This is a genomic window from Streptomyces sp. NPDC059743 (assembly GCF_042732975.1).
Taxonomy (GTDB): Bacteria; Actinomycetota; Actinomycetes; order Streptomycetales; family Streptomycetaceae; genus Streptomyces.
The window spans coordinates 109,305-132,940 of the sequence record NZ_JBHWGS010000020.1; the positions used below are offsets into that span (position 1 = coordinate 109,305).

At 69.9% G+C, this 23,636-nt stretch carries 19 protein-coding genes; 7 read left to right on the plus strand and 12 right to left on the minus strand.

Going from position 1 to position 23,636, the window contains the following annotated elements; all coding sequences use genetic code 11:
- Positions 1-8: 8 nt before the first annotated feature.
- Entirely contained in the window at positions 9-1,223 is a 1,215-nt protein-coding gene (locus ACFV6H_RS31075) for a cytidylyltransferase domain-containing protein (RefSeq protein ID WP_385548846.1), read from the minus strand.
- A gap of 182 nt (positions 1,224-1,405) precedes the next feature.
- Positions 1,406-2,731 carry a DUF6716 putative glycosyltransferase gene (locus ACFV6H_RS31080; protein WP_093603035.1) on the minus strand — a complete coding sequence of 442 codons (1,326 nt, stop codon included), beginning with the start codon at positions 2,729-2,731 and terminating at the stop codon, positions 1,406-1,408.
- Between the two features lie 188 nt (positions 2,732-2,919).
- Between ACFV6H_RS31080 and ACFV6H_RS31085 the strand changes: the two genes are divergently transcribed.
- Positions 2,920-3,903 (plus strand): glycosyltransferase family 2 protein, encoded by a 984-nt coding sequence (locus tag ACFV6H_RS31085; protein WP_384981786.1) that lies wholly within the window; start codon positions 2,920-2,922, stop codon positions 3,901-3,903.
- Positions 3,903-5,249, plus strand: coding sequence for a polysialyltransferase family glycosyltransferase (locus tag ACFV6H_RS31090; protein WP_385548850.1), 1,347 nt, complete (start codon positions 3,903-3,905; stop codon positions 5,247-5,249). Before ACFV6H_RS31085 ends, ACFV6H_RS31090 begins: the two co-directional genes overlap by 1 nt.
- 112 nt (positions 5,250-5,361) lie before the next feature.
- Here ACFV6H_RS31090 and ACFV6H_RS31095 read toward each other — a convergent pair whose 3' ends face one another.
- Together ACFV6H_RS31095 and ACFV6H_RS31100 are read right to left on the minus strand one after the other, a co-directional pair.
- Positions 5,362-7,701 (minus strand): glycosyltransferase, encoded by a 2,340-nt coding sequence (locus ACFV6H_RS31095; protein ID WP_385548853.1) that lies wholly within the window; start codon positions 7,699-7,701, stop codon positions 5,362-5,364.
- On the minus strand, positions 7,698-9,224 hold the full coding sequence (locus ACFV6H_RS31100) for a hypothetical protein (protein WP_385548856.1): 1,527 nt from the start codon (positions 9,222-9,224) through the stop codon (positions 7,698-7,700). The genes ACFV6H_RS31095 and ACFV6H_RS31100 overlap by 4 nt, the downstream gene beginning before the upstream one ends.
- A 433-nt stretch (positions 9,225-9,657) precedes the next feature.
- On the opposite strand from ACFV6H_RS31100, the gene ACFV6H_RS31105 reads away from it, so the two are divergent.
- On the plus strand, positions 9,658-11,796 hold the full coding sequence (locus ACFV6H_RS31105; protein WP_385548859.1) for a sialidase family protein: 2,139 nt from the start codon (positions 9,658-9,660) through the stop codon (positions 11,794-11,796).
- A gap of 33 nt (positions 11,797-11,829) precedes the next feature.
- On the opposite strand, the gene leuE is transcribed toward ACFV6H_RS31105, so the two are convergent.
- On the minus strand, positions 11,830-12,534 hold the full coding sequence (gene leuE / locus ACFV6H_RS31110; protein WP_385548862.1) for a leucine efflux protein LeuE: 705 nt from the start codon (positions 12,532-12,534) through the stop codon (positions 11,830-11,832).
- A gap of 116 nt (positions 12,535-12,650) precedes the next feature.
- Positions 12,651-14,261, minus strand: a complete 1,611-nt coding sequence (locus ACFV6H_RS31115; RefSeq protein WP_385548865.1) for a methylmalonyl-CoA mutase — start codon at positions 14,259-14,261, stop codon at positions 12,651-12,653.
- 219 nt (positions 14,262-14,480) lie between these two features.
- On the opposite strand from ACFV6H_RS31115, the gene ACFV6H_RS31120 reads away from it, so the two are divergent.
- Positions 14,481-15,425: a L,D-transpeptidase family protein gene (locus ACFV6H_RS31120; RefSeq protein ID WP_385548868.1), complete on the plus strand. Its 945-nt coding sequence runs from the start codon at positions 14,481-14,483 to the stop codon at positions 15,423-15,425.
- An 86-nt stretch (positions 15,426-15,511) separates the two neighbouring features.
- Here the strand turns inward: ACFV6H_RS31120 and ACFV6H_RS31125 are convergent, their stop codons facing one another.
- Positions 15,512-16,237 (minus strand): DUF6415 family natural product biosynthesis protein, encoded by a 726-nt coding sequence (locus ACFV6H_RS31125; protein WP_385548871.1) that lies wholly within the window; start codon positions 16,235-16,237, stop codon positions 15,512-15,514.
- Between the two features lie 183 nt (positions 16,238-16,420).
- Between ACFV6H_RS31125 and ACFV6H_RS31130 the strand changes: the two genes are divergently transcribed.
- The 3 genes from ACFV6H_RS31130 (at position 16,421) to ACFV6H_RS31140 (ending at position 18,645) form a co-directional block, all read left to right on the plus strand.
- Positions 16,421-17,665 (plus strand): Twin-arginine translocation pathway signal, encoded by a 1,245-nt coding sequence (locus ACFV6H_RS31130; RefSeq protein ID WP_385548874.1) that lies wholly within the window; start codon positions 16,421-16,423, stop codon positions 17,663-17,665.
- 1 nt (position 17,666) lies between these two features.
- Positions 17,667-17,987: a 4a-hydroxytetrahydrobiopterin dehydratase gene (locus tag ACFV6H_RS31135; RefSeq protein ID WP_385548877.1), complete on the plus strand. Its 321-nt coding sequence runs from the start codon at positions 17,667-17,669 to the stop codon at positions 17,985-17,987.
- 112 nt (positions 17,988-18,099) lie between these two features.
- A complete protein-coding gene (locus tag ACFV6H_RS31140) occupies positions 18,100-18,645 on the plus strand; it encodes a flavoprotein (RefSeq protein WP_385548880.1) in 546 nt (181 codons plus the stop codon).
- 54 nt (positions 18,646-18,699) lie between these two features.
- Here the strand turns inward: ACFV6H_RS31140 and ACFV6H_RS31145 are convergent, their stop codons facing one another.
- From ACFV6H_RS31145 to ACFV6H_RS31165, 5 genes are all read right to left on the minus strand, one after another.
- The gene (locus ACFV6H_RS31145) at positions 18,700-19,332 is read right to left on the minus strand and encodes an HAD family hydrolase (RefSeq protein WP_385548883.1); all 633 of its coding nucleotides are present in this window, start codon (positions 19,330-19,332) and stop codon (positions 18,700-18,702) included.
- A gap of 386 nt (positions 19,333-19,718) precedes the next feature.
- Positions 19,719-20,861 (minus strand): hypothetical protein, encoded by a 1,143-nt coding sequence (locus tag ACFV6H_RS31150; RefSeq protein ID WP_385548886.1) that lies wholly within the window; start codon positions 20,859-20,861, stop codon positions 19,719-19,721.
- Complete coding sequence (locus ACFV6H_RS31155; RefSeq protein ID WP_385548997.1) at positions 20,861-21,754, minus strand: RNA polymerase sigma factor; 894 nt, start codon at positions 21,752-21,754, stop codon at positions 20,861-20,863. Before ACFV6H_RS31155 ends, ACFV6H_RS31150 begins: the two co-directional genes overlap by 1 nt.
- Positions 21,755-22,113: 359 nt before the next feature.
- Complete coding sequence (locus tag ACFV6H_RS31160; protein ID WP_385548889.1) at positions 22,114-22,800, minus strand: hypothetical protein; 687 nt, start codon at positions 22,798-22,800, stop codon at positions 22,114-22,116.
- Positions 22,801-22,932: 132 nt separating this feature from the next.
- Positions 22,933-23,466: a hypothetical protein gene (locus ACFV6H_RS31165; RefSeq protein WP_385548999.1), complete on the minus strand. Its 534-nt coding sequence runs from the start codon at positions 23,464-23,466 to the stop codon at positions 22,933-22,935.
- Between the last annotated feature and the right edge of the window lie 170 nt (positions 23,467-23,636).

Consider the following 23,636-nt stretch of genomic DNA (forward strand, 5'->3'; position numbering starts at 1 on the left):
GTGGGTCCTTACTTGTTGAGGGTGTTCGTGTGGGGGGTCTGGAGACCCGGACCGAGGAGCCAGGCGGCGATCTCGCGGATCGCCCCTTCGCCGCCGGGGGTCGTGGTGACGGCACGCGCGGCGGCGCGTACGGCGTCATGGGCGCTCGCGACGGCCACCGGCCAGCCGACGAGGCCGAAGCACGGGAGATCGTTGACGTCGTTGCCGACGTACAGCACGCGCTCGGGCGTGATCCCGTGCTCGTCGCACCACTGCTTGAGTGCGAGGTCCTTGCGGTCGATGCCATGGAGCACCGGCACCTGAAGCTTGCGGGCGCGCGCGGCGACGACCGGGTTCTGCTCGGTGGAGAGGATGAGCAGTTCCAGGCCGGAGCGGCGCAGCGCGGCGATCCCGAGTCCGTCGCCGCGGTGGACGGTGACCGTCTCGCGGCCGTCGGAGTCGATCATCACTTTGTCGTCGGTCTGCGTCCCGTCGAAGTCCAGGACCACGGCGTCGACATCGTCGTACGTGGGCAGGACGGCCGGGTCGAGCAGCGGCGCGAGGGCGCGGGCGCGGGCCAGGTCGTGCGGATCGTCGATCTCCAGCACCCGGGCGGCGTCGGTCTTGACGAGCGCGGTACGGCCGAAGAAGCGGTGTTTGGCGGCGCGGAAGCCGTCGGCGCGCATCGCGTAGGCGGCGCCGGTCTCCAGATACTCCTGGGGACGGTCCTGGCGGCGCGGCCGGTTCGACTTGTCGTGGTTGACGCCGTAGCCGCCCGAGGCTCCGGCGTCGGCGCTGCCCGCGCTGTCCTGGCGCCAGATGAAGCCGTGCGTGGGCGCGACGGTCAGCGCGCTGTCGGCGCCGTCCTCGGTGACTGCGCCCGCGACGCCGTCGAGGTCCTCGGCCGTGATGAACGGGCTGGTGCACTGGACGAGCAGTACGACATCGGCGGCCACGCCGCGCATCGCCTCGTACGCGTCCATCGCGTGCAGGACGGCGGCCTCGCTGGTCGCGGTGTCGCCCGCGATCGCCGCGGGACGCAGGACGACCTCGGCACCGGCGGAGCGTGCCGCCTCGGCTATGGCCGCGTCGTCGGTCGAGACGACGACATCGGTGACGCGCCGGGCCGCGAGGCTGGCGCGCACGGCGCGTACGACGAGCGGGACACCGCCGACGGGTGCGAGGTTCTTCGCGGGTACGCCCTTGGATCCGCCGCGTGCGGGAATTACCGCGAGGACGGTCATCTGTACTCCTTGGTCCGCGGGTGCTGCCTCCGCGGCGGGTTGCTGTGCGGCTCGTGCTTCTTGCTCTGGCTCTACTGCGGCTCGGTGCTGTTCTTCTGCCTGTACGGGTGCCGGCTGTGCTGGTGCTGCCTGTGCTCGTGCCGGTGGCGCTGTGTACGGGATGTACGAGGTGTCGCGGCGCGTCACAGGTCGCCCATACGCCGGATGACGGGAGCCACGCGCTGTACGCCGTGCCGGTACGCGCCGCGCGCCGCTCCCCGTACCGCCTCGCGCACCACCCGGCGGACTCCGCCGTTGCCGCCCGCCGCCGCCTTGGCCGCCGAAGGCAGCGGTGTGCCGTCCGCCGCCAGGTGGTAGCGGGCGAGGAGGCCCGGCAGATAGCCGGGCGCGGTGGTGGCCGTGTAGTACGGGTTCAGCGGCGGCAGCACGGGCCCGTCGAGCAGCTTGGCGACCTGCTTGCGCGCCGTGTCGAAGGCCGAGGAGTACGAGCCGTCGGCCGCGACGCCCTGGCGGTCCGCCCAGACGGCGTCGGCGCGCGGGCGTCCGCCGCCGTCGAGCTGGTCCCAGGAGGCCAGACAGCCGGAGCCGATGAAGTGGTGGTTGCCGAGCGGCTCGCGCACGCCGAGATCGGTGAGGATCGCGGTGGGAATGCGCCGGTGGAGGGCTTCCAGGGCCGCAGTCGAGGAGACGGTGACCAGCAGATCGGTCCGGTCGAGAAGCTCGCCCATGTTCCCGTAGACCAGCTTGAAGTTGGGCGGCAGACCGCCCGGCACCTTCTCGGCGAGCCGCTGGTACGGGAACTCCTCCACATGCGTGGTGTGTTCGCCGATCTTGCTGCGCAGCTTCAGCAGGACCTCGCGGCGCGGATGCAGCCGGGCGTGCTCGACCAGGCGCTTCAGCAGATAGGCGCGGTCGGCGCGGTTCGCCGGTACGGACGGCTGCGCGGCGAAGACGACCGTGTCACGGCCCTCCTCGGGGACATAGCGCTCACCGCCGAGGAAGGGCAGCGCGGCCTCGGTGACCGAGGAGGCGTCGGCGCCCACGCCTTCGTAGACGGCGCGGAAGCGCTGGCCGTCGAAGCGGGAGTTCGCGAGGACGACATCCGCGCCGTGCCGCAGCAGCAGACCGTCCGAGAGCTTCTCGTAGACAACGCCCACATAGCCGGTGACGATCACCGGCCGGTCCGCCAGCTTCAGTGCGGATATCCCGTGGAGCATGGCCTGTACGGCGCCGCCGACCAGGGCGAGCACGACGAGGTCGTACTCCTTCTCGCGCAGCGTCTGGAGGAACGCGGTGCCGGTCACCTCACGCAGCGCGTCCGCCTCCGCGCCGACCTCGGCGAGCTGGCGGGCGGTGGGCGTGGCTCTGCCGCGCAGCAGATAGCCGCTCAGCTCGGTGGAGCGGCCTTCCGGGGCAATGCGGCGCGCGGTCAGCGCACCCCACTTCCACCGGGTGTCGGAGTCGGCGAGCACTGCGACCCGGACCGCTTCATTGGTACGTGATGGCACGACGAGGACGTTAGAAAGAGTTTCCGTTTGTCGGCCGAACTCAATGGCAATAAAGGGTTAACAACACATCTACGGATGGCGAAGTCGGCCCAGGAGAGCCGTGCTTCACGGTTCCGCCATCCTTCGTTCACCTTCCATACGCCCAGATGTCAGAACGAATGGTCTTGTGCCGCCTAGCGTCTCCGGTCGTGGTCAAGCTCTCCGTCGTCGTGCCGTTCTACAACGTGCAGACATACGCCCTCGAAACCCTGAGAAGCCTTCGCGCGAACAGCCGCGACGACTTCGAGTTCCTGCTGGTCGACGACTGTTCGACCGACGGAACCCCCGAGATTCTCGAACAGGCCGCCCGCGATCTTCCAGGAGCGGTCCTGCTCAGACATGAAAAGAACGGCGGACTGGCTACGGCACGCAATACCGGACTCGACGCCTCGCGCGGTGAGTACGTGACGTTCCTCGACGGCGACGACTGGGCGGCGCCCGGCCACTTCGAGCGGCTCGTGGCCGCCATCGAAGGGCTGGGCGTCGACTTCGTCCGGACCGACCATGTCCAGTTCACGGCCAGGGAGCGGACGATCCACCGCGTCCCGGTCGGCCGCCGCGACGAGGTGCTGAAGCCGCGCGACGCGATCCTGCCGGTGAACCGCACGAACTCCGTCGACTACGCGTACGCCTGGGCCGGCGCCTACCACCGGCGTCTGGTCGACCGCGGTGTGGTGCACTTCACGGACGGGCTGCGGACCGCCGAGGACCGGCCGTGGATCTGGCGGCTGCACCGCGAGGCGGAGTCCTTCGCCGTCGTCGGACTGCTCGGTGTCTTCTACCGGCGCGGAGTCGCCTCGTCCCTCACCCAGATCGGCGATGTACGGCAGCTCGACTTCATCCGGGCCTTCGACCAGGTCATCGAGGAGACCGCGAAGGACGCGGAGGCCGACCGCTTTCTGCCCAAGGCCGTACGTACGTACTGCGCGATCATCGCCCACCATCTCGCGGCGAAGGACCGGTTCGAACCGGCCGTGGCGCGCCAGCTGCGTACGATGAGCGCCGCCGCCCTGAAGCGACTGCCGCAGGACCTCCTGAAAGAAGCACTCGACTCGATGGATCTGGACCGCTCGGCCCAGTTGCGCCGGCTGCGCCGGCGGATGGTCTCCTCGTCCGGAAAGGCGGCGGCCTGATGGACCGGTCCGACCGCAGGACGACGCAGATCTTCTGCGCCTCCACGCTCTACGGAGCCGCCACGATCGCCGCCGCGATCGACGCCGGTCTCTTCCGCCCGGCCGCCCGGCGGGTGCTGCTCGTCAGCAACAACGCGGGCACGCCCGAGCTGACGCCCTCGGTGAACGAGATGCCGGGATTCGAGCAGCTCCGTGACCGGTTCGACGATCTCGTGTCGTGGAACGAGACGATCGCGCCCTCGCATCCCGGAGTCTGGGAGCCGCGGCCCGAGGACATCCCGATGTGGGAGCGCCATCTGCGGCTGGCCTGGAGTCTGGGCGACGACCGCGTCGAGCTGATCGTGGAGTCGATCCAGGTCAATCCGGCCCTGGCGATCGCGCAGATCCTCACCGACGCGAGCCTTGAGGTGTATGCGGACGGGCTGATGAGCTACGGGCCCACCCGTAACAAGATCGACCCGCTGGTCGGCGAGCGTGTGCGCCGGCTGCTCCATCTCGACCTCGTACCGGGACTCAAGCCGCTGCTCCTCACGGAGTTCGGCGTCGGGCCCGAGCTGGTGCCGACGGACGCGTTCATCCGCGTCCTGGACCAGCTCTCCGACGCCGTGACCGGGATCCGGTCGCCGTCGGCGCCGCCCGCGCTGCTCCTCGGCCAGTACCTCTCCGCGCTCGGCATCATCAGCGAGCGCGAGGAGGAGGAGCTGCATATCCGGATGGTGCGCGGAGCGGTCGCGCTCGGCCACACCGAGGTGGTGTTCAAGCCGCATCCCACCGCGCCCGCGGTCTGGTCGCAGCGTCTTGAGCGGGAGGCGGAGAAGCTCGGCGCCGAGCTGACCATCCTGGACTCGCCGGTGCTCGCCGAGGTGCTGTACCGGCGGCTGAAGCCGGCGCTGGTCGTCGGCTGCTTCTCCACGGCGCTGCTCACGGCCTCCGCCTTCTACGGCATCCCGGTGGCGCGCACGGGCACGGAACTGCTGCTGGAGCGGCTCACCCCGTACCAGAACAGCAACCGCGTACCGCTGACGATCGTGGACGCGCTGCTGCCGCCGCTGAACGGCGAGGAGAAGCAGGAGCCGGAGACACGGCTCGCGGATCTGGTCGCGACCGTCGGCTACGCGATGCAGCACCGGATGTATCCGGAGCTGCGGCCCACGGCCGAGAGCTATCTCTCTGAGCGGCTGAACGACCGGACGTGGCGGTACTTCAAGCGGCGTCGGCTCACCTCGCTCGGGCTGCCCGGCGGTATCCCGGAGCAGCTCAACCGGCTGCCGCGCAACCCGACCGCCCAGCGGATGGTGCGCCGGGCCCGGAGGCTGCGCAGAGCGGTGCTCAAGGGCGCGAGCTAGGACCGCGGCTCCGGGGCCCAGGCCCCGGAGCCGATTTCGTCCTCGAACGCCAACCGCGGGGGGGCCTGGATTCCAGCCCGCCCGGCGTTCGAGGAAAAGGATCAGACAAGGATCAGCGGACCGGAGTCCCCAGGATCGTCCGCAGGTCCGCCGCGTTCGCCTGAGTGATCTTCCACAGCTCCTGCTGCCGGCCGTGCACATCGGCGACGGACGCGGCGTGATCGTCCAGCAGTCCCACCGCGCGCTCGGTGAGCACCGCGCCGAGGTTCTTGTCGTGGACGGAGACGCCCCACTCCGGGCGCTCGATGTCGGACAGGAAGTACGCCATCTTCGGGTGCGAGATCAGGCTGATGATCGGCGTCCCGCAGCCGAACGGGATCATTCCCGCGTGTCCGCGCATACCGATGACCAGCTTCGTCCGGGCGTAGGTGTCCCGGATCTCGTCGTTCTCGAAGTCGTACATCGGGATGACCGGCATCGAGATGCCGTGCTCACGACGGAGATCGAAGGCGATCTTCTCGTCGTCCAGCGAGTGCGCCACACACTTCACCTCGGCGTGCTCGCCCAGCGCGCGCACCGCCTTGGCCATCTCCGCGAGGAAGTGCGCGTAGTCATGGCCGAAGCGCAGCCCGGCCCGGTCGTACGCGGCGTTGATCATGACCGTGTTCTCGCGGAACGCGGGATCGGTCCAGCCGTCGACAAGCTGCCGGGTGACCGTGGTCGGGCAGGGCTGGAAGCGCACCTTGTCCTGGAGCTCGGCCGGCAGCAGCGCGCGGACCTTCTCGATCGAGCCGTGGTTGCGGAGCCCGAAGAAGGCCGCCTGCTCGACCAGCAGACGCAGACTGGCGTTGAAGCGCTCGGCGCGGTACGACTGGCCGTCGAAGGCGTTGAAGCCGACCGCGTACACCACGATCGGTACGTCGATCCCCCTGAGGTGGTCGTCCGGGACGTTCCACTGCCAGGCGCTGTTTCCGTTGGGCGCGGTGTCCGGGATGAACAGCCCGCCGCCGCCGATGACCAGTCCGCGCCGGGAGTTGACGCGCTCCAGCGCCGCCTCGTCGAAGTAGCGGTGGGCGTGGATCGAGTGCCAGCGGCGCGGCCCGGTCTCGGAGTCGAAGGTCAGCCGTACGGACTCCGGCAGCAGCTTGTCGCCCGCGTTGCCCTGCTGAGGCATGTAGAAGGCGACATGGGCGAGCTGGTCCTCGGGCGCGCCCTCGCGCGGTCCCGGCACATCCTGCGTACGGAGCCGCATCAGCCGGTTGGCCCGGTGCGTGGGATCGACGGAGAGCCCGTCCAGCGCGTAGCTGCGCGCCGTCTCGTCGTCGCCGTGGATCCACGCGATCTGGGCCAGCCGGGAGTAGGAGGTCGCGGCCCGGTTGGGAGCCGAGGTCGCCAGCAGGAGCTGGGCCTCCGCCTCCTCGTAACGGGACACGCTCATCAGCGCGTTTCCGTACACCTCGTGCGGCCAGGCGGAGTCCACCGGGATATGCACGGAGCCGAGGATGTCCACGGCTTCCTGGAACCCGCCCGCGCCGATGTGCGCCAGCGCCACCCGGCGCGCGCACTCCACATCGCCGGTACGGGCGACATGCGGCGTGCCGTAGTGCACCAGCAGATCGTGGTGGGTGGCCCCGGATCCCGCCATGTACGCGGCATGGAACTCGGCGTCGGAGAGCTCGAACTCGCGCCAGCGGTCCTCGGCCTTGCCGTAGCCGTGCTCGCCGCCCTGCCAGGGCTTGTGCCGCCCGGTGAAGTGCAGGATCGCGGTCTCGTCCGGTACGGCCAGATCGCCGGAGAGCCGCCGCTTGACGAAGTTGTAGCGGCTGTCGAGCTGGACGAAGTCACCGTCCAGGACGGCGTTGAGGATGCCCTGGTCGTGCTTGTCCAGCTCGTAGTCGCCGCTGCGGCCCACGGCGTCGATCCGCGCGCAGAACTCGTCGCTCAGATACTCGCGCTGGATGACCAGGAGACCGCTGTTGAGCTTGTGCTGGCCGTAGAAGAACTGCGGTACGGCCGCGAGCCCGTCGCGCAGCTTCAGCAGCTCGCCCAGATCGCCCAGCACCACCATGTCGGTGTCCAGGGTGATCACGGTGTCGTAGTCCCGGATACGGAACACATCGAGGATGAAGTACGCCTTGCGCACCAGGTAGTTGTCCTGGTCGCCCTTGGCGTACGAGTCGTAACGGGCCGCGTCGACACGGCGCAGCTCGATACGCGGGTGCAGCGCGCGGATCTTGGCGATGGAGGACGGCCGCAGATCGTCGTGCAGGACGATGAAGTCCTCGCACACGCCGGGATTGGAGAGGGCGAGGCTGCGCAGCAGCACCAGGAAGCCCGGCAGATAGTTCTCGTCGACGAAGCTCGCGAACGCGACGCGACGCTTGCCCGTCAGCGCGCTGGCGGACGCGGCGGCGGAGGGACGGCCGACGGCGGAGAAGGTGGTGGCGGTCATCGCAGGGAGATCCTCGCATCGGTCACGCTCTGGGCGCGTTCCATGACCCACGCCTTCTCGCTGGTGTACTCGTGCACGGAGGTGATGGGCATCTTCATCGCCTCCTTGAGGCGGTAGGCGCCGCTCTCGTAGAAGTCGAAGCCGATCAGATCGAGCTTCGGGCTGACGTCCAGGAAGTCCAGCAGCCAGAGCATGTTGAAACCGCTGGTCGGGATGGAGCTCCAGACATCGGCGCCCAGCTTGCCGATGTTGCGCACCGGCCAGCGCAGGGACTCGTCGCCGAGATACTGCTGCGCTCCGGGCACCAGCCGGTTGCGCAGGGAGTACTTCCAGTCGCCCGAGATCCCGCCGAAGATCAGCCGCGTGGTGACCTTCTGGTCCCAGTTGAAGCCGTGCTTGTGGATGGAGACATGGATGTCGGTCCGCTTGCCGGTGGCCGGCGCGTCGATCTTGTACGAGTTGAAGCGCACGACGAGGTCGTACGCGTCGATCTCGCGGCCCATCGATCCGTTGCCGACGCGCTGGGAGTTGGCGATCAGACAGATCGACTTGCCGGCGATCTGGTTGCGGAACTCACCGAGGGTGAGCCACTCGACATCGCCGAAGGTCGGGTCCGCGACCGGGCCGCGGAGCCGGTTTCTGCGCTGCTCGGCGTAGAGGCCGACGAGATCGCGCAGCTCGGAGGCGTCGCCCGCGTTCACACCGATCCGCAGATCGAGATAGTGCGCGATGGCCTCCTGGAGGTCCTGCACCGGATACGCCGTGTCCCGGGCCATGGTCAGGAGCGCGCCGACCAGCCGCGGCTCGGCCTGGGCCCAGTCGCCGAGGTCGTTCAGGGCGAGGCCCTCGGCCCAGACGTCGGTGGCCGGTCCGCCGTGGAGCGCGGCCCTCGGGGACTCGCTCTCCAGCAGCCGCAGCAGCTCCTCCTGGCGCTGCCGGCCGATGCGCAGGCCGGCGTTCCTGGACACGACGCCGAATCCGTCGTCGTCGGTGAGCGCGAGATAGCGGTCGTACGCCTCGATGGTCCCGGCCTCGTCGCCCAGGGCCTCCAGCGTTCTGGCACGCAGCCGCCAGCCGGCCCGCGATCCCTTGCGGGCGGTGAGCACGGTGTCGCTGATGAGCGCGGCGAGCTTCAGCTCGTCGTCGTAACGGCACTCCAGCGCCTTGTTGCCGACGGCCAGCAGGGCGTCGAGCAGCTCGCTGCTGAGGTTGCTGCCGCCGCTGCCGGTGGCGGCCTTGGCGCTGCGCCGGAGCAGCGCGGTGGCGCCGCCGCCGGAGGTGGCCGAGGCGCGGGCGGCCGAGGACTGCGTCAGGGCGTAGGTGGCGAGCAGACCGCGCAGCTTCTCCGCGAGCTCCGTGCGTTTGCGGTCCAGGCTGGCCACCAGCTTGCCGCTGTGGACGGCGCAGGCCTGAATGCAGTCCTCCAGCTCGACCGGATTGATCCGGGCCTGTGGTGCTCCACTGTCGGGCGTAACGGCCGGACTCCCCCCGTTACGCGGCCTCGGCCATCGGTTACGGCCCATTGTCATGCTTCTCCAAGCGTTTGCTGCCCCGCTGACGAATGGCGGGTCGGCAACAAGCTAGGAAACGCACACGACTCGAAGGTGAACTCAATACATCCGTCCGGGAAACGTCGCTTCTCGGACCGGGCAGGGACCTGCCCGCCCGAGCTGCCGGTCGTCACCGTACGTTCGGAGCCGTCACGTGTCGTGGCGGAAAAAGAGCAGGTAGGACCCGTACGCCCTCGTTGATCCCCCTCTTGTGGACGGATCACTCGCCGCTCAAGATGGTCCGGGCCGCAGCAGCGGGTCAGGAAACACCGACCAGGGGGGTCCAGGTAATTCCATGACCGAGACAAGAAGAAATTGGGGAAACCCGGGAAATCCAGGAAATCCGGGAATTTCATACCGAACCGCTATCGCTGCTCTACTGGCCGCTTTTATGATGGCGGCCCTGATGGTCAACGCCTTTCCGGCCGCCGCCGAAGGAATCTCCGGCGAGACGACCGTCTACTCGAACACCCAGGCCGCGGGCGACGGCTCCCGTACGCCCGACGTCGTGGCCGTGAACGCCAATGAGGCCGTGGTGGCCTGGCGGGAAGGGCTCGACGCCGGGAAGGTGGACATGGGCGTGATCAAGTACGCCTACACCACCGACGGCGGAGCGACCTGGGTCCGTCCCACCACGCCTCTCGCCGCCACCACCGCGGAGTACGCCTGGCACTACGTCACGCTCTACAAGGCCGGTGACGCCCTCTACGCCTATCTCGGCCGGACGCCCGCGACCTCCACCACCGGCCTGCCCGTCACCATGACGGCCAAGCGGAGTCTCGACAACGGCCACACCTGGCAGGACTTCGCCGTCGAGACTCCCGCGATCAACAACCTCGTCATCGCGGGCCGCCCGCTCACCCTGGGCTCCACGCACATCATGCCCTTCTGGTCGGGCAACAACAGCGGTGTGCTGCGCTCCACCGACCTGGTGCACTGGACGCTCGGCGGATATGTCCCGGACCCGTCCGGTTACAAGGGCGGTGAGCCGCAGATCGTGGTGGACCAGAACGATCCGGGCACACTGCTGATGGCGGCGCGCGCCAGGTCGTACCCGGCGGAGGCATACATCGACGGCCCTGCCTACGCGGTCACCTCCACCAGCACCGACGGCGGGCTGACCTGGTCGGACTTCCGGCTCGACACCGACATCCCCAACTACAACACCAAGGGCTTCCTGGCCAAGGACAGCAACGGGCAGTACCTGGCGATCTACAACACCGCGGGCCAGGCCTGGACCGGCCCGACGCCCGCGCTGTCCCGCTCGGTCCTGTACTACAAGGTCAAGCGGCCCGGTGAGCGATGGGGCGCGGGACAGTTCCTGGCGGACGGGCCCGCCGTCACCACCGGCACCGGCGCGGGCTGGGACACCTATGCGATGGCGGACGAGTACGCGCCCGGCAAGTACTTCGTCGCCTGGGAGCACGACACCAGCGGGATCAAGTTCAGCAAGCTGGATGTCTCCGACGCCTTCACCAATGTGACCAGCGAGTTCGACTCCCTGGGCGGCTGGACGACCGATCCCGGCGGCGCCGTCTCGATCGCACCGGCCGGTGAACTCGCCCTGCGCAGCACCGGTTCCGGCGCGGCCTCCGTCAGCCGCGTGTACGGCCCGCCCGCCGGCTTCATCATGACCGTACGCGGCAAGGTGACCGACTACTCGGCTCTCGATCCGGCCACGGGAACCGGCGCGAGCCTGGCGGTACGGGTGAACACCGGCGCCAGGCAGTTCGCGCTGAGCATCCAGTCCGACGGTGTCTACGCGCCGAACGGCAGTGGCACCTGGACAAGGATCCTGACCGGCGCGAACGACAGCGAATGGCACACCTGGAAGGCGGTCGTCGACGCGGCCGGCCGGGCCACGCTCTACAAGGACTCGCTGGAGACCGGCGCCTTCTGGACCGTCCAGGACAGCACCGCACCGCCTCGTACGCAGGTGTGGTCGTCCGGCACGGCCGCCGATCCGGCCGCGGCCCAGGTCGACAGCTTCGGTCTGTCCCGCGACATCACCAGCACCACCTGGAACGATCTGTCCGGCTGGACCGCCACGCCCAACGGCGGCACGGTCGCGGTCACCACGGACAACCGGCTGCGGCTGCGGAACGCGGGCGGCGGAGTGAGCGAGGCGCGCCGGGACACCGCGCGGATGTGTGATCCCACGCTCGACTTCCGCGGGCAGGTCACCGATCCGAGCGTGCTGAACACCAGCAACGGTGTGGGCACTTCCATGGCGGTACGCGTCGACACGGGAGCCCGCCGTCTCATGCTGACCTTCCAGTCCGACGGTGTGTACTCGATACGGAAGGGCGAGACCCAGTGGTCCCGGGTCTACGCCGGCACCACCGCGGGCGCGCTCGCTTCGTGGAAGGTCGTCACGGGCAGCGGCGGCGAGGCCAGGCTCTACCGCAACGGCACGGACACCGGCGCCTCGTGGACGATCCAGGACCTCGCCTCGACGCCGACCGTGCGGCACTGGAGCTCCGGGACGGCGAGCGATCCGGCCGAGTCGTATGTCGAGTGGACCAGGGTCACCTGCACCGACTAGAGCCCCTGGTTCGGCCAGGGCCTCTCGTTCGGCTCAGGCGCTGCTCAGGGAGAGCTTGACGGCGAAACCGAGGAACAGCGCGCCCGCCGCCGAGGTCATGCCCGCCGAGAGGCGCTTGCGGCGGCGGAAGGCGGCGGCCAGGTGTGTGCCGCCGAAGATGAGGGCGGAGAGATAGAGGGCGCTGGCCAGATTGGCGAGAAGCCCGAGCAGGACGAACGACAGCGCGGGATGCGCGTATCCCGGGTCGACGAACTGCACGAAGAAGGAGATGAAAAACAGAATCGCCTTCGGGTTGAACAGGCTGATCACCAGGGCCCTGCGGTACGGCCGCTCGACCGCGGCCGGCGAGGCGACCGTCACGTCCGACGGCGTACCGGACGCTTCGCCGGACGCGGCAGCGGCGCCGGACGCGGCGGTCTGCTCGTGCTGGTGCCGAGTGCGCCAGAGCGACCGGGCCGTGCGCAGCATCCCGATCGCGAGCCAGGTCAGATATCCGGCACCCGCGTATTTGACGATCCCGAAGAGGAGTTCATTGGCCTGGAGGAGCGAGGCGACGCCCGCGGCCGAGAGCACCATCAGCACCGTGTCGCCGCACCAGACACCGGCCGCCGCGGTGTAACCCGCGCGTATCCCGCGGCGGGCCGCGACCGAGAGCACATAGAGCGAGTTCGGTCCCGGCAGCAGAACGATCAGAACGAGGCCCACCAGATAGGTCGGCAGATCAGTGACACCCAGCATGGAGCGGAGTGTCGCACACGCGCACGAACGGACGCATTTGGGTTCGGCCATGTCGAGTTCAGCACGCGCTCAACCGCTCGTTCATCCGCCCGGCCGCCCGGCTCTCCGGCCGCGGATCAGCCTCGGAACGCGTCCGTCGTCACGTACGTCCCCCACACCTCACGCAGCGCGTCGCACACCTCTCCCACCGTCGCCCGCGCCCGCAGCGCCGACTTCATCGGCGGGAGCACATTGTCCATGCCCTCCGCCGCCTTCTTCAGCGCGGTGAGCGCTCCGTCCACCGCGCGCCGGTCGCGCTCCGCCCGCAGCCGGGCCAGCCGGGCCGCCTGCTGGGCCTCGATCGCGGGATCGACGCGCAGCGGCTCGTACGGTTCCTCCTCGGTCCCGTCGATGGTGAAGCGGTTGACGCCGACGACCACGCGTTCGCCGCTGTCGGTCTCCCGGGCGACGGTGTACGCGCTGCGCTCGATCTCGCCCTTCTGGAAGCCCCGTTCGATCGCCTCGACCGCGCCACCGAGCTCCTCGACGCGGCTCATCAGCGCGACCGCCGCGGCCTCCAACTCGTCCGTCATCCGCTCGACGGCGTACGAACCGGCAAACGGATCGACGGTGGCGGTGACATCGGTCTCGTACGCGAGCACCTGCTGCGTACGGAGCGCGAGCCGGGCCGCCTTGTCCGTCGGCAGGGCGATGGCCTCGTCGTAGGAGTTGGTGTGCAGCGACTGCGTACCGCCGAGGACCGCCGCGAGTCCCTGCACCGCCACCCGTACGAGATTGACCTCGGGCTGCTGCGCGGTGAGCTGCACGCCCGCCGTCTGCGTGTGGAAGCGCAGCATCTGCGACTTGGGATCGCGGGCGCCGAACTCATCGCGCATGATCCTGGCCCAGATCCGGCGCGCGGCACGGAACTTGGCGATCTCTTCGAGGATCGTCGTGCGGGAGACGAAGAAGAAGGAGAGCCTGGGCCCGAAGTCGTCGATGTCCATGCCGGCGGCGACGGCGGTCCGTACGTACTCGATGCCGTCCGCCAGCGTGAACGCGATCTCCTGCGCGGGCGTGGCTCCGGCTTCCGCCATGTGGTAGCCGGAGATGGAGATGGTGTTCCATCTGGGCAGTTCGGCGCGGCAGTAGCGGAAGATGTCGGCGGTCAGCCGCAGCGAGGGCTTGGGCGGGAAGATATACGTACCGCGCGCGATGTACTCCTTCAGTACGTCGTTCTGGACGGTGCCGGTCAGCGCGGCGGCGGACACGCCCTGCTCCTCGGCGACGAGTTGGTAGAGGAGCAGCAGGAGGGCGGCGGGCGCGTTGATGGTCATCGAGGTGGAGACCTGGCCGAGCGGAATCCCGTCGAAGAGCGTCCGCATGTCGTCGGCCGAGTCGATCGCGACGCCGACCTTGCCGACCTCGCCGCTCGCGATCGGCGCGTCGCTGTCGTATCCCATCTGGGTCGGCAGATCGAAGGCGACGGAGAGGCCGGTCGTACCGTGGGCGATCAACTGCCGGTAGCGGGCGTTGGATTCGGCGGCCGTGCCGAAGCCGGCGTACTGGCGCATGGTCCATGGCCGGCCCGTGTACATCGACGGATAGATCCCACGGGTGAAGGGATACGAACCGGGCTCGCCGAGCTTCTCGGCCGGGTCCCAGCCGGCCAGTGCGCCGGGACCGTAGACGGGCTCGACGGGCAGTCCGCTCTCGGTGGTCCGGGTGCCGCCGGGCTCACTTGCCATCGTTCCGCCTCCCGTTGGTTCATCCGTCGCTGCCACCGACTTCCTGACGGACTGTAATGGCAGACGTACACCGGGCGACGGGTCACACGCGGGACGGCGGCGATGGTTACCTCCGTGCTTGCGCAACCCTTCCGGGCGGAAAGCTGTCTGAGGGAAGACTGAAGGAACACATGCCATGCCATGGGACGCGGGACACGGGAGAGACAGAGAGACAGGGGGATGACAGTGCTCAGGACATCAGCCCTACGCGCGGGCTTCGGCGCGGGCTTCGCCACGGCCGCCGTGCTGGCGGTGAGTGTCGGCTGTACGGTGCAGCCCACGGGCGGCGGGCCGTCGGCGGACGCCAAGCCGGGCGGCGCTCCGGTGGGAGCGTCCGTCACGCCCGGCAGTGAGTCGGCCGAGCCGTCGCGGACGGAGTCCGGAGAACCGTCGGCGCGCCCGGCGGCCGACCGTACGACACTCCCGCCGCCCGCGCCCACGCCGAGCGAGAGCACGCCCGAGGCCGCACCGACGCCGGAACCGGAGCCGAGGCCCAGGCCGCTGATGGCGAGCGGCGACGAGAGCGAGCAGGTACGGGAACTCCAGGCCAGGCTGCGCCAGATAGGCCACTTCGACCGCGCTCCCACCGGCTACTACGGCTCGGTCACGGCCGCCGCCGTCGCCTCCTTCCAGACCAAGCGCGGCCTGGACGCCACCGGCGAGACGGACGCCGTCACCTGGGAGCGACTGCTCGCCCTGACGGACCGGCCGACCCGCGACGAACTGCGCCCGCCCACCACCAGACCGGTCGCGAAGCCCGATCCACGGTGCCTGAAGGGCCGGGTGATGTGCATCAGCAAGAACAGCCGCACGCTCTCCTGGATGGTCGACGGCACGGTGAAGTCCTCGATGGACGTCCGCTTCGGCTCTCAGTACACCCCGACCCGCGAGGGCACCTTCACCGTGGGCTGGAAGTCCCGTCACCATGTCTCGACGCTCTACGACACACCGATGCCGTACGCGATGTTCTTCAGCGGCGGCCAAGCCGTCCACTACTCCGCAGACTTCGCAGCCCGCGGCTACACAGGCGCCTCGCACGGCTGCGTCAACGTCCGCGACGAACCAAAGATCGCCGCACTCTTCGACGAGGTCCGCACGGGCGACAAGGTCGTCATCTACTGGTAGCTCCGCTGGCTGTGGCGGCCGTGGTGGCGGGCTCCCGGACCACTTGAGTGCCTGCTGCCAGATCGTCGGCCGCTCGGGCTCGGTCGTCATGCGGTTACCGTGATCTCTGCGGCCAGGGCACCGTGCAGCAGCTCGGCGTCGGTCAGGTAGCGCGTCGCGGTCAGCGGGACGGCCCAGCGGATGCGGCGGGACGTGTCCGTGAAATGCGCGGGCGGTACCGCCACGAACGTCGCGACGCCCAACGGCACAACCTGCTCCGACGGAAGGTCCCACGCGTCCGCGGTACCCGGAGCCACGAGCCAGTAGAGGGCCGACCCGTACATGTCCTGGATGACCGCGCCGCTGTTGCCGCCCAGGTGCTTGATCACACGCTCGCCGACATTGGTGCGTACCCGTACGGCGTCCCAGTACCGCCCGGCGGCCACCAGCACCATGGCCGTCCCGGCCGGCGGCGCCCAGGCCCGCGGGGACTCAGGCACGCCGGGCTCCCGACCGTGACCCAGGTACGCGCACAACGTGAGAACGGACCGCGCCAGGGCATGCACGTACCGAACCGTCCCGAGCGATCCGGGACCGGCGTCCATACGCCGCCGCGCCTCCTCGATACCGGCCGAGGAGAAACTCCCGAGCTGCTGCTCCGCCTCCGGGACCAGCAGCCCCAGAAAGCCACGCAACTGCAACGCGGCCACCTCCGGCTCCAGCACTCGGGCACCCGAGTCGAGCAAACGCCGCGCCGTCTTCACCATCGTGGCGAAGTCGAGCGGCAGGGAGTCAGTGTCGGCGGCATCCTGTACGGCTGGTGGCTCATTCATGGCGTCCGTCCCCCGGGGGAAGTCGTTTCAGGGGGCTGCACATCCGATTCCTGGGCGCCCCGCTGGCGTTCACACCGATGATGGAAGTGCACGTCCGGTACGGAATAGGCCGTTGCGTGGCCATCAGCGGCCATGTAGCGGCCATGGCAGAAAGTGCGAGCGATGACGGGGAAGACTGGTGCCGTGAGCCGCAACGATGCGCTGAGAGCAGCTCGGCTTCGCCGTGGCTGGCGCACCCTTGAATCTGCCGCCGCCGCACTGCAAGAGCATGGGCAGCAGCTCCTGGACGACCGCCAGTTCACCGTGTCCGCCCGCACATGGCGGCGGTGGGAAGGTGACCGTCCGGGCTGGCCGCCGGAGGAGACCGCGGTCGTCCTGCACGATGCGCTCGGCCGCTGGCCGGAGGACCTCGGTTTCACCACTCCGCCGGGCTGGATCCGGCCCGAGCATCACGAAGAGGCCGACGTGAAACGCCGCGCTTTCGTATCCGTCACCGCCGCGGCGCTGGCCCCGGGCCCCGTGGGCCGGCAGCATGTCGACCCCGCGCTGATCGACTACTTTCAGCAGCAGTTGGAAGGCCACTACAGGGCGGATATGTTCCTTGGCCCGCACGACCTGATCGGCACAGTGTCCGCGCAGTACCAACTCATCGACAAGCTTGTCCGGAGCGCTACGGGCGAGACGCGCCGTGGCCTGCTCCGTGTCGGCGCGGCATACGCCGCACTCGTTGGCTGGCTCTACCAGGACGCTGGTGACATGGACGGTGCCAGCTTCTGGCGCGGGGTGACGCAGGAAATAGCGATGCGGTCCCGGGACCCCAACCTGATCGGCTATTCGCTGGTGAACCAGGCCCAGGTGCGGACCGATTTGGGCGACGGCCACGCGGTCATCGACCTGTGCGAGGCCGCCCTCGACGACGCCCACCGTCTCGCCTCGAAGGTCCGCGTGATGTCCCTTCAGCAGCAGGCGCACGGAGCCAGCCTCGTCGGCGACCGTCCGGCAGTCGACCAGCTCATCGACCAGGCTGACGGGCTCCTTGCGTCCGTCGATGATGACCTGCCCTGGGGCAACGCGTGCCGCAGGACGCCGGGGTATCTGGAGGTGCAGCGCGCCACCTGCTACGGGCGCCTTGGTCTCGGGGCGGAGGCGGGCGCGTTGTGGGCGCAGGTCCTCGACGTCGTGCCCGAGACGGCACGCCGCGACCGCGGGGTCTACATGGCCCGGCAAGCCACGGCCGCCGCCGTCGCGCGGGAACCGGATCAGGCCGTGGACATCGCTCGTACGGTCGCGACGATCGCGGTGGAGACCCGGTCGGCCCGTATGCGCAGGGAGCTCGTGACGCTGGAGCGGGCGATGCGGCCGTGGCAGGATGCCCCGGTCGGCCGGGACCTGAGAGAGGTCTTGGCCCCGGTGACCGGAAGGGGATGACATGGCAGACCTACCGCCACTGACCGAGCAGGAGATCACCGAGCAGTTGGAGGCCGTACCGGGGTGGGGACGGTCCGGGGACGAGATCACCCGTACGTACGGGATCCGGTATCACGGCGGCGTGGCCATGATCGTGCATGTCGCGGACGTTGAGCGGCTGATCGGTCATCACGCGGACATCGACCTGCGGTGGGACCGGGTGCGGTTCGGGATCACGACGCACGATGCAGGACACCGTCTGACGGAAGCAGACTTCGATCTGGCCCGGCGGATCGACGCGATTGCTGCCGCGCACGAGGCGCGACCGCTTGACCGTGCGTAGACCCGGCTGTCCGTCAAGCGACCCTGATCTCGACAGCGAGCTGGACCGGCGCCTGACCGAGCTGACGGGCCGGTGAGCGACGCCATGCGTGGCGATCTGGTGGACTCCGGGCATGACGACGCGAGTTCTCTATCTGATCGCCTGCGCTGCCGGCCCCACTCAGTACATCGACGAAGGCGTCCGGCAGGCTCAGGCTGTCGGGTGGGACGTCTGCCTGATCCTGACGCCGTCGGCGGCCCGCTGGTGGGAGCCGCGCATGGCCGAGCTGGAGACGCTGACAGGGCATCCGGTGCGGTCGCAGTACAAGCTGCCGTGGCAGTCCGACGCCCTGCCGAAGGCGGACGCGATGCTGGTGGCTCCGCTGTCCGCCACGAGTCTGAACAAGTGGGGTGCGGGCATTGCGGACACGCTCGCGATAGGACTCGTGTCGGAGGGCGTGAACATGGGCGTGCCCGTGCTTGCGATGCCGTACTTCAACCAGGCCCAAGGCGGCCAGCCGGCAGTGGCCCGGAGCATCGTGGATCTCCGCGCGCAGGGGGTGCGGTACCTGGACGGCCCCGATGGGTACGAGTCACATCGCCCGAAGAACGGCCGTCCCGCCGAGTTCCCCTGGCGACGGGCGCTGGCTGCGGTCGCGCATACGGTCGCGGAGAGCTGAGAAGCGCAGGCGCGCCCAGCTGGCAGTATCGGACGATTCGCACCCGCTCGGATGTCAGAGGGCCGTCAGGTCCATGAGGCTGTTGATTCGCCAGTCCGCGGCGTCGACCACTGCCGGGTCATCCGCCCACAGGTGGCCCCACGGACCACGCCGCAGGTGCGCGGTGAGTAGACCAGCCCGCCGGGCGGGGAACAAGTCGTTCGCGGGATGGTCGCCCACGTACAGCGTCTCGTGGCCAAGGGTCCCCGCGGCATCGAGGACACGGGCGAAGAACTCCGGGTCCGGCTTCGGGACGCCCCACTCGGCGGAGGTGGCCACCAGATCGGCGGGCAGATCGAGGCGGCGCAGCAGGTCACCGGCCTTGACGGTCTGGTTGCCCGCGAGCACGACACGGATCCCGAGTGCCTGTAGACCGCCCAGCGCGGGCCGTACGTCCGGATAGAGATCGGACTCGTCAAGCTGCTCGCCCCGGCCGGCCGCCTCACGCGCCGCGTACTCGGCGTCGATATCGATGTCCGGCCGCACCAGGCGCAAGGCGTCGCCGTTGTCCCTGCTCTGCGCGACGACGGCCCCGACGAGAGCCGAGATCGTATGCCGCGGCATGCCGAGCCAGTCGGCCCAGGAGGCCCAGTAGCGGTCATCGCGTACGAGGGTTTCACCGATGTCGAGGACCACTGTGCGGATCATGGCCGCATCGTAGCCAGCGCGACGGCACGCGGCGCCCGCCAAATAGCCTGTACCGTCTCGGTCCGGCCCCGCGCCCGCGAGAGTGGCCCGTTTACCGGGCGGTCCGAAGGGTGCTGGACGCCGCCCACCGGAGGCACGTCTCCGCCATTGAGCAACCCCCAGCCACAGCAACCACATCTGCGAAAGCGGCGTCGGCTTAGGCGCAAAGGCGGGATGGCGCGGGCGGGACCGGGGGAACGTGACCCGCCCGCGCCTAGTGCGCTGAGCCGAAGGTACGGGGGGAACCCCGGCTCGATGCGCGGCCGATGACCAGTCGGCTCACTCTTAACTGCGTCACGGTCCGGAAAAACGTCACACTTGATGGCCCATGACAGGGAACCAGCAGGTCAGAGTGGCGGGAGCGACGATCCGTCCGGATCCGGGTCCGGGTGTGTGGTGGACGGTACGGGTGTCAGGAGTGGCGTCGGGGCGACGGACGACGGAGTCGGCGCCCAGAGGACCGGGCCGTCCGGCGGTCCGTTGTTGTCCTTTCCTCCGCCACCGGCCCCGTTGCCATTGCCGTTGCCGTTCTCCGGGCCCTGCCCGTTGTCGTCGCCATGGCCGTTGCGGACCGAGCCGTCGCCTCTGCCGTCGTGGCCTCCGCTGCCGCCCTTGTCGTCCGTATCGCCCTTGCCGTCCAGCAGCCGGTCGCAGAAACGCTTCGCTCCTCCGGTGCCGTCGGCCGCCGACTCCAGGGCCGCCTTGCGCTCCTTGTCGATCGTGCCGTCGCGATAGGCGCGGCAGGTGTCGAGCGTCTCGCGGTACAGCGTGCCCGCCCGGTGTCCCTGCGCCGAGGCCGACAGACCGCTCCCGGCGAGCGCGCCGTCCTCGTCCTGCCCGGAATCGCCTTCCGCATGCGCGCCGTCGGTGCCGTCCGGGCCCTCCTCGGACGAGGGATGCGGTGTGAACAGTTCCTCGCGGTCCGGTCCCGGAGTCTCCGAGGGACCGGCGGTGTCCCGGCCGCCGTCGGACGGTCCGGAGACGCGTGGTCCCGGAGTCGTCACCGACGAAACGGAGTTGGCCGGTACGGGATCGTGCTCGCCCGCGAACAGCGGCGGCATGACTCCGGCGCTCGCCGCGACGGCGATACCGCCGAGCGCGCAGCCGGCCACCGCCACGGCGAGTCCTCTCCGTACGGGCCGGCCGAGGCGCGGTGCGCCGGTGTCACCGGACGCGGCGGCGAGCCGTACCGCACCGAGCAGACTCCCGCCGACACCGGCAGCCGCCCCGACGCCAGCACCGGCACCGGCGCCCACCGCGCCCGTCGCGCTCCCGCCCGCCGTCCTCGCGCGGCGGAAGGCGGCCAAGGCAGCGGCTTCGCCGGGGAGTTCGATGTCGTTTGCGTACGTGACGGCGGCCATGTCCCGCAAGGCCTCGGTGAGCCGTTCGGTTCTGGCCAGGACATGCTCATCCATGGCCTCCACGGGCTCACCTCGCAGCAAACTCTCCGCCGCGTCCTTGTCGAGCCACGCGTCACGCTCGTCGGCCATCACATGTCCTTCTGCGTCCGCAGGCGCGAATGCGTCACACCCGCGGACGCCGCGACCTCCGGTCGAGCGGTGCGCTGTGGCGGTACGGCACCGAGTCCGCCGCCGTGACCTGCGGAGGCACGGCGCGCGCCGCGATGACCGCCGCCGTCGGGCGCGTCGCCGGATCCGGTGGCCGCCGCTCCGGACGTACCGCCGGGCGCATCACCGGGCGCGCCGCCGTCCGCGTCGCCGGACCTGCCACCCGTACCGCCCGTACCTCCGCCGGACCGGCCGTCCCGGGAGTAAGCGTTTTCCCGAGAGCCGTCAGTACCACCGGACTTATCGGGATAACCAGGACATTCCTCATCGGAGTCAAGAAGTTCCGCCAGCCGCTTGAGTCCGCGGTGCGCGGCCGTCCGTACCGCGCCGGGCCGCTTGCCCAGCGTCCGCGCCGCGCTCTTCGCGTCGAGTCCGACCACCACGCGCAGCACGACGGCCTCGGCCTGGTCCTGCGGCAGCCGCGCTATCAGCGCCATCGTCCGGCCGGTGGCGAGCGCCTCGATGGCCTCGTCCGCCGTGTCGGACTCGGCGGGCTGACCGGTCAGCTCGGTCTCGTCGGCGCCGATGGCCGGGCGCCTGCCGCGCATCCGGATGTGATCGAGCGCGCGGTTACGGGCGATACGGGCGGCCCAGCCGCGGAAGCGGTCGGCGTCCCCGGTGAACCGGCCGAGGTCACGGGCGATCTGGAGCCATGCCTCGGAGGCCACGTCCTCGGCGTCCGGTTCACCGACGAGTGTCCGTAGATAGCCCAACAGCCGCGGGTGCACCGCGCGGTACACAGTACGGAAGGCGTCCTCGTCCCCGTCCTGTGCCGCGAGCACCGCGGCGGTCAGCTCCGCGTCGTCCCCCAGCACTCCCACAACCTGTCCTGAAATCGCGGCTGGTCACTGCCGCGCCGCCTCACGCGTTCCTGAACGCTACGGCCTTCCCGCGCTCTCGTCCATGACTTGTACAACCTGCAACAACTTGCTGACGTTATGCGGTGTGACAGAAAACGCATCCACGGCGCTGAGATGAGTACGGGGCCGCACTGCGGCTCCGGCGGACGGCGACCGGGGCCTCTCCTGTGGGGGGTGGCGGCCCCGGTCGTCCTCCTGAAGCGTCTGGCGCGGCATCCGGCGCGCGGTCGGCCGTACGACAGTTCCGGCCTCCGGCATCCGGTCCCCGAAGTCGCTCTCGCTTACGCCTCACAGCCCGTACGCGGCCTCGCGTGTCAGCCCTGTGCCCTGGCGCGCCGTGAGACCACCGCGCGCAGCACGCGCTGTCCTTCGGTCGACAGATCCATGGCCTGGCGCACACCGGCGGGCCCGTCCGTCTCGGCCAGGATCTCCAGGATGCGGATCTGGCGCCGGAGTTCACCGGCGACCAGCGGGCCGACACCGTCCGTACTTTCCGCGCCGTCCACCGCGTCCGAGACCGCGGCCGTGTCCTCGCGGGCCCGTGCCAGCCGCTCCGCGGCGGCGGCGCTCCCGCCCTCGCCCACCGCGTCGAGCTTCTGATGGATCTCCAGCGCGGCGACGGAGCAGATCTCCGCCCAGTCGCGCAGCGGCCCGGCCGCCCACTCCGCGGGCGCGGAGGCGAGCATGGTCCGTACGAGCGCCACGCTCTCGGCAGCCGAAGCCACGTCAGACCCAGGCTCCGGCTGAGGCCCAGGCTCCGACGTCGTCCCCTGCTCAGGTCCCGGCTCGGCGTCCAGAACCGACGCGGCGGCCTCCACGGCCTGCCGTGACGCGGCCAGCCGGTCCGGCCAGTCCTGTTCACGGACCGCCACACCCGCCCACAGCGGTCGCAGCACATCGGCGTCGTCCGCGAGCAGCGGCAGACATCGGTCGAGGCAGGCGAGTCCGCTCGCGGCCAGGCCACGAGCATCCGCCTGTGCGATCAGCTTCACCAGGCTCATTCAAGTCTCCCGTCGCGGAGGCGGTACTGGGCGTACTGGCGGTACTGACCACTACTGCGCCGGGCGGCTGGAATACGTCACTCGGTCACCGCGCGTAGATGACCCGCGACCCCCTTCCGGGCCGCGTACGCATCACTCCACCCGGTCCGGAACACCACGAAGATCCGGTACGCCCGGAATTCCGAGCCCGTCGAGCAGCCGGAAGAAGAGCACTTCGGCGAATGATTCAGGCCGCCGCGCGCTCAGTACATCGAGGAGCGTCTCCGGCTCGGCCGTCCCGCCCGCCTCGGCCGCCCAGTCGGCCGCCCGCCGCGCCGCGTCCTCCGCCGGCAGGAAGAGCTCCTCCAGCTCCAGGCCGCTCGGCGCGAGATGACGGGCCATCGGCTCCCGGGCCAGACAGGCGTACCAGGAACCGCTCCCCGGCGCCGCCGCCTCCACCGCCACGCACTCGCTGCCCATCACGAAGCCGAAGAGCACCGGCGATCCCATGGCGCGGGCGAGCGCGCCCATGTCACCGATATCGGGCTCGCTGGGATGGCGCCACACCTGCCAGCCGTCCGACCGCCGCTGATGGAGCGTCAGCTCGGACCGTACGGCGGAGAGCGCGGGTTCCTCCGCGAGCGGCCGATCGCTGCGGCCCACCACGAGATAACCCCAGAAGCCCATGTGTCCCACTCCCCCCACACCCACCATGACGGGCTCCAGCCTCGCCCGGCCGGGCGCCCGCCGAGCCCCGGCGCACAGCCCTGCCACAAGGCCGCCACGCTTCGAGCACACCCGCGCCCCGCACACTGCACTGCACTGCAACACCCGCACGCCGCAGCCCGCACGCCACG

What these genes read in the sequence shown, in the direction of transcription:
- ACFV6H_RS31075 (WP_385548846.1), bottom strand. Translation starts at nt 1,223, where the DNA reads ATGACCGTCCTCGCGGTAATTCCCGCACGCGGCGGATCCAAGGGCGTA.
- ACFV6H_RS31090 (WP_385548850.1), top strand. Translation starts at nt 3,903, where the DNA reads ATGGACCGGTCCGACCGCAGGACGACGCAGATCTTCTGCGCCTCCACG.
- ACFV6H_RS31095 (WP_385548853.1), bottom strand. Translation starts at nt 7,701, where the DNA reads ATGACCGCCACCACCTTCTCCGCCGTCGGCCGTCCCTCCGCCGCCGCG.
- ACFV6H_RS31100 (WP_385548856.1), bottom strand. Translation starts at nt 9,224, where the DNA reads ATGGGCCGTAACCGATGGCCGAGGCCGCGTAACGGGGGGAGTCCGGCC.
- ACFV6H_RS31105 (WP_385548859.1), top strand. Translation starts at nt 9,658, where the DNA reads ATGGTCAACGCCTTTCCGGCCGCCGCCGAAGGAATCTCCGGCGAGACG.
- leuE (WP_385548862.1), bottom strand. Translation starts at nt 12,534, where the DNA reads ATGCTGGGTGTCACTGATCTGCCGACCTATCTGGTGGGCCTCGTTCTG.
- ACFV6H_RS31115 (WP_385548865.1), bottom strand. Translation starts at nt 14,261, where the DNA reads ATGGCAAGTGAGCCCGGCGGCACCCGGACCACCGAGAGCGGACTGCCC.
- ACFV6H_RS31120 (WP_385548868.1), top strand. Translation starts at nt 14,481, where the DNA reads ATGACAGTGCTCAGGACATCAGCCCTACGCGCGGGCTTCGGCGCGGGC.
- ACFV6H_RS31125 (WP_385548871.1), bottom strand. Translation starts at nt 16,237, where the DNA reads ATGAATGAGCCACCAGCCGTACAGGATGCCGCCGACACTGACTCCCTG.
- ACFV6H_RS31135 (WP_385548877.1), top strand. Translation starts at nt 17,667, where the DNA reads ATGGCAGACCTACCGCCACTGACCGAGCAGGAGATCACCGAGCAGTTG.
- ACFV6H_RS31140 (WP_385548880.1), top strand. Translation starts at nt 18,100, where the DNA reads ATGACGACGCGAGTTCTCTATCTGATCGCCTGCGCTGCCGGCCCCACT.
- ACFV6H_RS31145 (WP_385548883.1), bottom strand. Translation starts at nt 19,332, where the DNA reads ATGATCCGCACAGTGGTCCTCGACATCGGTGAAACCCTCGTACGCGAT.
- ACFV6H_RS31150 (WP_385548886.1), bottom strand. Translation starts at nt 20,861, where the DNA reads ATGGCCGACGAGCGTGACGCGTGGCTCGACAAGGACGCGGCGGAGAGT.
- ACFV6H_RS31160 (WP_385548889.1), bottom strand. Translation starts at nt 22,800, where the DNA reads ATGAGCCTGGTGAAGCTGATCGCACAGGCGGATGCTCGTGGCCTGGCC.
- ACFV6H_RS31165 (WP_385548999.1), bottom strand. Translation starts at nt 23,466, where the DNA reads ATGGGCTTCTGGGGTTATCTCGTGGTGGGCCGCAGCGATCGGCCGCTC.